Annotated in this window: 7 protein-coding genes; 6 read left to right on the forward strand and 1 reads right to left on the reverse strand. The window is 68.2% G+C overall.

The window, feature by feature from the left end:
- The 3 genes from PSU4_RS30535 to PSU4_RS30545 form a co-directional block, all read left to right on the forward strand.
- Nucleotides 1-1,534: tyrosine-type recombinase/integrase (locus PSU4_RS30535; protein ID WP_147116103.1), on the forward strand; the 1,534-nt coding region annotated here is incomplete at its 5' end.
- Between the two features lie 24 nt (nucleotides 1,535-1,558).
- Nucleotides 1,559-2,062: a GntR family transcriptional regulator gene (locus PSU4_RS32070; protein WP_147116105.1), complete on the forward strand. Its 504-nt coding sequence runs from the start codon at nucleotides 1,559-1,561 to the stop codon at nucleotides 2,060-2,062.
- Between the two features lie 61 nt (nucleotides 2,063-2,123).
- Complete coding sequence (locus PSU4_RS30545; protein WP_147116106.1) at nucleotides 2,124-2,699, forward strand: NUDIX hydrolase; 576 nt, start codon at nucleotides 2,124-2,126, stop codon at nucleotides 2,697-2,699.
- Here PSU4_RS30545 and PSU4_RS30550 read toward each other — a convergent pair.
- Entirely contained in the window at nucleotides 2,685-3,893 is a 1,209-nt protein-coding gene (locus PSU4_RS30550; protein WP_147116108.1) for an NsdA family TPR-like regulatory protein, read from the reverse strand. The genes PSU4_RS30545 and PSU4_RS30550 overlap by 15 nt on opposite strands.
- Nucleotides 3,894-4,026: 133 nt before the next feature.
- Here PSU4_RS30550 and PSU4_RS30555 point away from each other — a divergent pair, with 133 nt between their 5' ends.
- The 3 genes from PSU4_RS30555 to PSU4_RS32925 all read left to right on the forward strand — a co-directional run.
- Nucleotides 4,027-4,287 carry a helix-turn-helix domain-containing protein gene (locus PSU4_RS30555; protein ID WP_147116109.1) on the forward strand — a complete coding sequence of 87 codons (261 nt, stop codon included), beginning with the start codon at nucleotides 4,027-4,029 and terminating at the stop codon, nucleotides 4,285-4,287.
- Entirely contained in the window at nucleotides 4,284-4,520 is a 237-nt protein-coding gene (locus PSU4_RS30560) for a hypothetical protein (protein WP_147116111.1), read from the forward strand. Before PSU4_RS30555 ends, PSU4_RS30560 begins: the two co-directional genes overlap by 4 nt.
- A partial coding sequence (locus PSU4_RS32925; RefSeq protein ID WP_147116112.1) for a WhiB family transcriptional regulator occupies nucleotides 4,517-4,973 on the forward strand: 457 nt, incomplete at its 3' end. The genes PSU4_RS30560 and PSU4_RS32925, both read left to right, overlap by 4 nt.

Consider the following 4,973-nt stretch of genomic DNA (forward strand, 5'->3'; position numbering starts at 1 on the left):
TAAGAAGTACCTCGACCAGTTCGATGGCGCGCCAAATACCCTGGAGCTCTACCGCGGGTACGTGCGCAACCACATCTCGCCCAAGCTCGGCCGCCTCAAGGTTGGCGCTCTCGATGCCGACACGCTCGATTCGTTCTACGCGGACCTGCGTCGATGCAGGAAGCACTGCGACGGCCGGCCGATGATCGACCATCGCGTCGGCCGCGATCACGAGTGCGACGATCGATGCCGTCCCCACAAGTGCAAGCCGCTTGAGGCGTCGACCGTCCGGCATATGCATTTCATCTTGTCCGGCGCCTACCGGAAGGCTGTGCGCTGGCGGTGGGTCGGAGCTAGCCCGGTCGGGCAGGGTGAGCCGCCTGCAGCGCCGGCGGGGAAGCCGCGACCGCCGTCGCCCGCGCAGGCTGCGCGAATCCTCAACGAGGCGTGGCGCGACGCGGACTGGGGCGCAACGCTTTGGGTGGCCATGACGACCGGCGCGCGACGGGGTGAGATCTGTGCGGTCCGTTGGTCCTCCGTGGACCTGGAGCCCGGCCGAGAGACGCTCTGGCTGGAGCACGCGATCCGCAAGGAGCACGGTCGACTCGTTGAAGCCGAACTGAAGAATCATCAGCAACGGCGCATGGCGCTCGATAAGGAGACCGTCGCGGTGCTCCAGGAGCACTATCAGCGACGTGTCGATCGAGTGGCCTCGCTGGGACTGAGTCTCGACCCGGACTCCTTCGTTTTCTCTGGGGCTCCGGATGGGTCGACCTTGATGCTCCCCGGCACCTATGGACAGCGATACGACCGCCTTGTGAGTCGGCTCGGGATCGACACGAACCTGCACAAGCTCCGGCACTACACCGCGACGGAGCTCATCGCCGCGGGCGTGGATATCCGAACGGTCGCCGGTCGCCTCGGGCACAGCGGCGGCGGGATCACAACTCTTCGCACGTATGCGGCGTGGGTGTCAGAGGCGGATCAACGGGCAGCGGTCAGCCTGACGGCGCGGATGCCCCAGCGGCCGACAGCTGCGGACACGGCGGCGTGGGCAAGGGCCAACCCGACGCACCCCTACGAGTTCGTCGCAGCCGCGTTGGCCAAGCAGGTCCAGGACGGCGAGCTGGCGGTCGGGGCTGTCGCTCCGACAGCTCAAGAGATCGCTGACGCTCACGATGTCTCGCTGTCGACGGCGCGTCGTGCGGTCGCGCTGGCCAAGTCCTGGGGGCTGTTGGTGAACGATGGGCAGCGGCGGCTTCGCGTCCGCGCGCTTGCAGTACCGGCCGAGCCGGAGGCAAGTATCGCGCCGGCTCCGACGCCGGATGTTGCAGGCTCGTACTGGTCGGTGACGCTGGTCAGTGACGAAGGCGTCAGATGCCGGCCGCGCATGGTTCGAGCCTCGATCGAGGAGCCGGACTCCTTCGAGTCGCACGCGGCCAGCATCGCCGCGATCGACTTCGACGGCGGAGCGACCGACGGGCGCGGCGGTTATGAGCTCGAAGTCTGCCGACCCGGCTCCAGCGAGGTGCTTGCGATCCTCCGTTGGGGATGACCGCCCGCGGCCGAGGTGGACCATATGAGAGGCGTATTGGGGTTAGCCTTCGAGCTCGTCATCGCTTTCGACAGGAGCAGTCTCGACGTGGCAGCCCGCGGCACCTACCGCAAGATCGCCGACGAGCTGCGTCGGTCGATCGAGAACGACGAGTTGCGACCAGGCGAGATGCTTCCCTCGGAGCTTGCGCTTTGCGAACGCCACCAGGTGGCGCGTGGGACGGTCCGAGCGGCGCTGGCGCTGCTGGTCGACGAGGGACGGATCGAGGTCGTCCCGGGACAGGGTCGCCGTGTCGTCGGCACTAGCTCGCCGGCTCCCACGACTGCCTACGAGCGGATCGCCGCAGCGTTGGCGCAACGCATCGACGGAGGAGAGTTCGGAGTAGATGATCTGCTCCCCAGCGAGGCTGCTCTCGTAGCCGAATACGGCGTCTCGCGGAACACCGTCAGGAAGGCATATCAGCGACTCGTCGATGAAGGCGTTGTTGTTGTGCGCCAAGGCGCGGGCGCCTTCAGAGCGCCGCAGTAGCTCCGGGTCGCAGCCGGTGGGGCCGGATGTGATGTCGATCTGGCCGGATACCGTCTCCTCCATGACACGGCCGGACGACGAGGCGCAGCGGTGGATCGTGCACAGCGAGCGGCCGGTCTACGAGAACGAGTGGGTGACGGTCGGCCTTGCTGACATCTCCATGCCGTCGGGTGAGCGTTTCGAGCACCACACGGTCGTGCTCCCCGCGGCAGCAATGACGGTCGTCCTTGACGATGCCGGCGAGCGTGTCCTGCTGGCGTGGCGGCATCGCTTCGTGCCGGACGTGTGGAACTGGGAGCTGCCCGGAGGTCTCCTCGACCCCGACGAGACGCCGGCCGAAACGGCTGCTCGTGAGGTCGAGGAAGAGACGGGTTACCGAGCTCGTTCGGTAGAACATCTCGTGACGTTCGAGCCGATGATCGGCATGGTGCGCAACGCACACCACGTCTTCCTCTCCAGGGGTGCGGAACGCATCGGAGAGGCGACCGAGGTCAACGAGGGCCGCTTCGAGTGGGTTGACCTGGCGGACGTTCCGGACCTGATCGCGACGGGCCGCATCGTCAATTCTGGGTCGCTCGTCGGGCTCCTGCACGTCTTGGCGTTGAGCGGGCGCGGTGCTCGCTCAGGCGCTCAGTAGCTCGTCGATCCGGCGTCGCTGGCGGGCGGAACCGGTCCGGCCAGCGAGGTCGGCAGCCCGCTGGGCGTGAAGATGGGACTCAGTCCGATCGCCGCGCGCCTTGTGTGCCAGGGCAAGGTCCACGCGGAGGCTGACCTCGGCCCGGCCGTAGTTGCCCTCGCCCATGGCGTCGAGTGCGTTGTCCAGGTCATCGATCGCGGACGTTTCGCCGAGCCGGGCGAGGCAGTGGCCGCGCCACCGGGCGAGGTGACCGGCGTCGAGCATCAGATAGGGAAGCGCGTCGTCTGCGTGATCGGGCAATTCCGCGTCGGCAGCGTCGAGGGCACGGAAAGCGGCGTCTCGATCCCCTAGGGCGGCGAGTGCCTCGCCCTCCGCGGCGTGCAGCCAGGCGACCAGCGAGTTCGGCACGGGTCCGTCGAGGCGCTCACGCGCCGCGATGATCAGGCTGTGGGCGTCAGCAGATCGGTCGCTGTCGAGCAGCACATAGGCCTGCTGCGCCCGGGCGTAGGCGAGCCCAGCACCGTCGCCACTCTCTCGGGCCGCGGCCGTTGCGATCTCGTGGAGTCGCCACGCCTCACCCAGGTTGCCGAGATCGAGAGCCTGCCAGCCGGCGAGGGCGGCGGCCTGGCTGAGCTCGGCGGCGGCTGCGTCGCGATGGCCGCCGGGTAGCGCGTACCGGACGAGGCGCTCGACATTGTCTACGTGCGCTCTGGCCTGCTCAAAGATGGACTGACCGCCGAGTCGGCGGTCGAGTAGCCGAATGCTCTGGGTCTGCCCGCGAAGCAGTCCGACAAGCCCTGAGTCGAGCTTGCTGAACTGCGGGATCGTTGCCGTTGCAGTGCAGTCAATTTGCGGTTGGGGAGCGGGCGCAGGAGTTTCGGCGATCCCAAGATCGGCAGCCGACTGCCCGTACACCTCGCACAGGAGTTCGCGGTAGAAGTCGCCGACCGCGCGGCCTTGGTTCTCCCATGCGGCGACGGTGCGGCCGAGGCTCTCGTCCTTGGGCAGCGTCTCGTTCCGGCGTGCAGCGGCGGCTCGAAGCTCGTGCAGAAGGCGTGCTTTCTTCCAGCCGCGTTCGGCACGTGCTTGCGCCAGTCGGCTCAGCATTGCTCCCCCGTTCGCCGTAATGATCACGATGGCGTCTTGAGCTGCAGGAATCAACCCTGATGCGCCGACCGCGTCATCTCGCGTCACCCCGCGTCATCTGCCGCCGACCCCTTCCGCTGCAGCAACCTTGAGGAACGCGAGACAGCGGGCGTTGACAGAGGCCCCACTCATACCTACCTTGTGCAGTACATGTTCCTAACATGTACAGAACGGAGTGACGATGCGAGTAGCGAGGGCAACGGACCCCGGGGTGTCTGCCGCGCCACGGTTCTACAGCGTTGCGGAGGTTGCCGAGATCTTCGGGATGTCGACGATGACGGTCTACCGCGCGATCGCGGCGGGAGAGTTCCCCGCGGTGCGGATTCGTGGCCGACTGATCGTGCCGGCGAAGGCGGTCGATGCGATGGCAGATGCGGCCATCGCTGATCGGACCATCGTCGAGGCCGGCGAGTGGGCCGCGCAGTCCGGGACCACGGCATGAGCAGCGTGGGTGTGCTGATCCTGTTCGCGATCGTCGGCGCGGTGATCTGCGCGAAGTGCCGCGTCCCGATGGGTGCGGTGGTGTTCTCGCTGGTCGCGCTGGTGCTGTTCGTGGCGACCCCGGCGGGGCAGGGGTTGCCGGATGCGGTCGCGTCGTTCCTGTCGACGGTGGACGAATCGACCACTCCCGCGCTGAACGGTGAGGCGCCGGCGGGTTCGGGAGCGGTCGGATGACCGCCGCACGCAACGAGGTCCGGAACTGGCGGGCGGACGCACTGTGTGTCCAGATCGACCCGGACCTGTTCTTCCCTGAGACCGACCGCGGCACCGCCTTCGACCGCCAAGTCACTGCGGCCAAGCGCGTCTGCGCCGGCTGCCCCGTCCGCGCCCAGTGCCTGGACTACGCCCTGGAGGCGCTGCCGGACGGGATCGCCGGCGGCACGACCCCGGCCGAACGGACCGCGCTTCGTCACCGCCTCGGAGTCGAGCTGGTCGACGTCCGGGCCGGGCTGCTACCGCCGGACGGGCAGCGCGAACGCGCCGCAGCAGGCCGACGCGCCGCCGCAGCCGGGGCGGATGCGTCGGAGTTGATGCGCCGCTTCGGCGTCGTCCGCGAGACGGCGCAGCGCTGGCGTGCCGACGCCCACCGCACGTCCCGGACCCGCACTCCCGGAAGAGGTGTGGAGG

Origin of the sequence: Pseudonocardia sulfidoxydans NBRC 16205 (assembly GCF_007989085.1) — a bacterium.
Taxonomy (GTDB): domain Bacteria; phylum Actinomycetota; class Actinomycetes; order Mycobacteriales; family Pseudonocardiaceae; genus Pseudonocardia; species Pseudonocardia sulfidoxydans.

Bases quoted from the DNA above. Each gene is read 5' to 3' on its own strand.
- PSU4_RS32070 (WP_147116105.1), top strand. From the start codon at position 1,559: ATGAGAGGCGTATTGGGGTTAGCCTTCGAGCTCGTCATCGCTTTCGAC.
- PSU4_RS30545 (WP_147116106.1), top strand. From the start codon at position 2,124: ATGACACGGCCGGACGACGAGGCGCAGCGGTGGATCGTGCACAGCGAG.
- PSU4_RS30555 (WP_147116109.1), top strand. From the start codon at position 4,027: ATGCGAGTAGCGAGGGCAACGGACCCCGGGGTGTCTGCCGCGCCACGG.
- PSU4_RS30560 (WP_147116111.1), top strand. From the start codon at position 4,284: ATGAGCAGCGTGGGTGTGCTGATCCTGTTCGCGATCGTCGGCGCGGTG.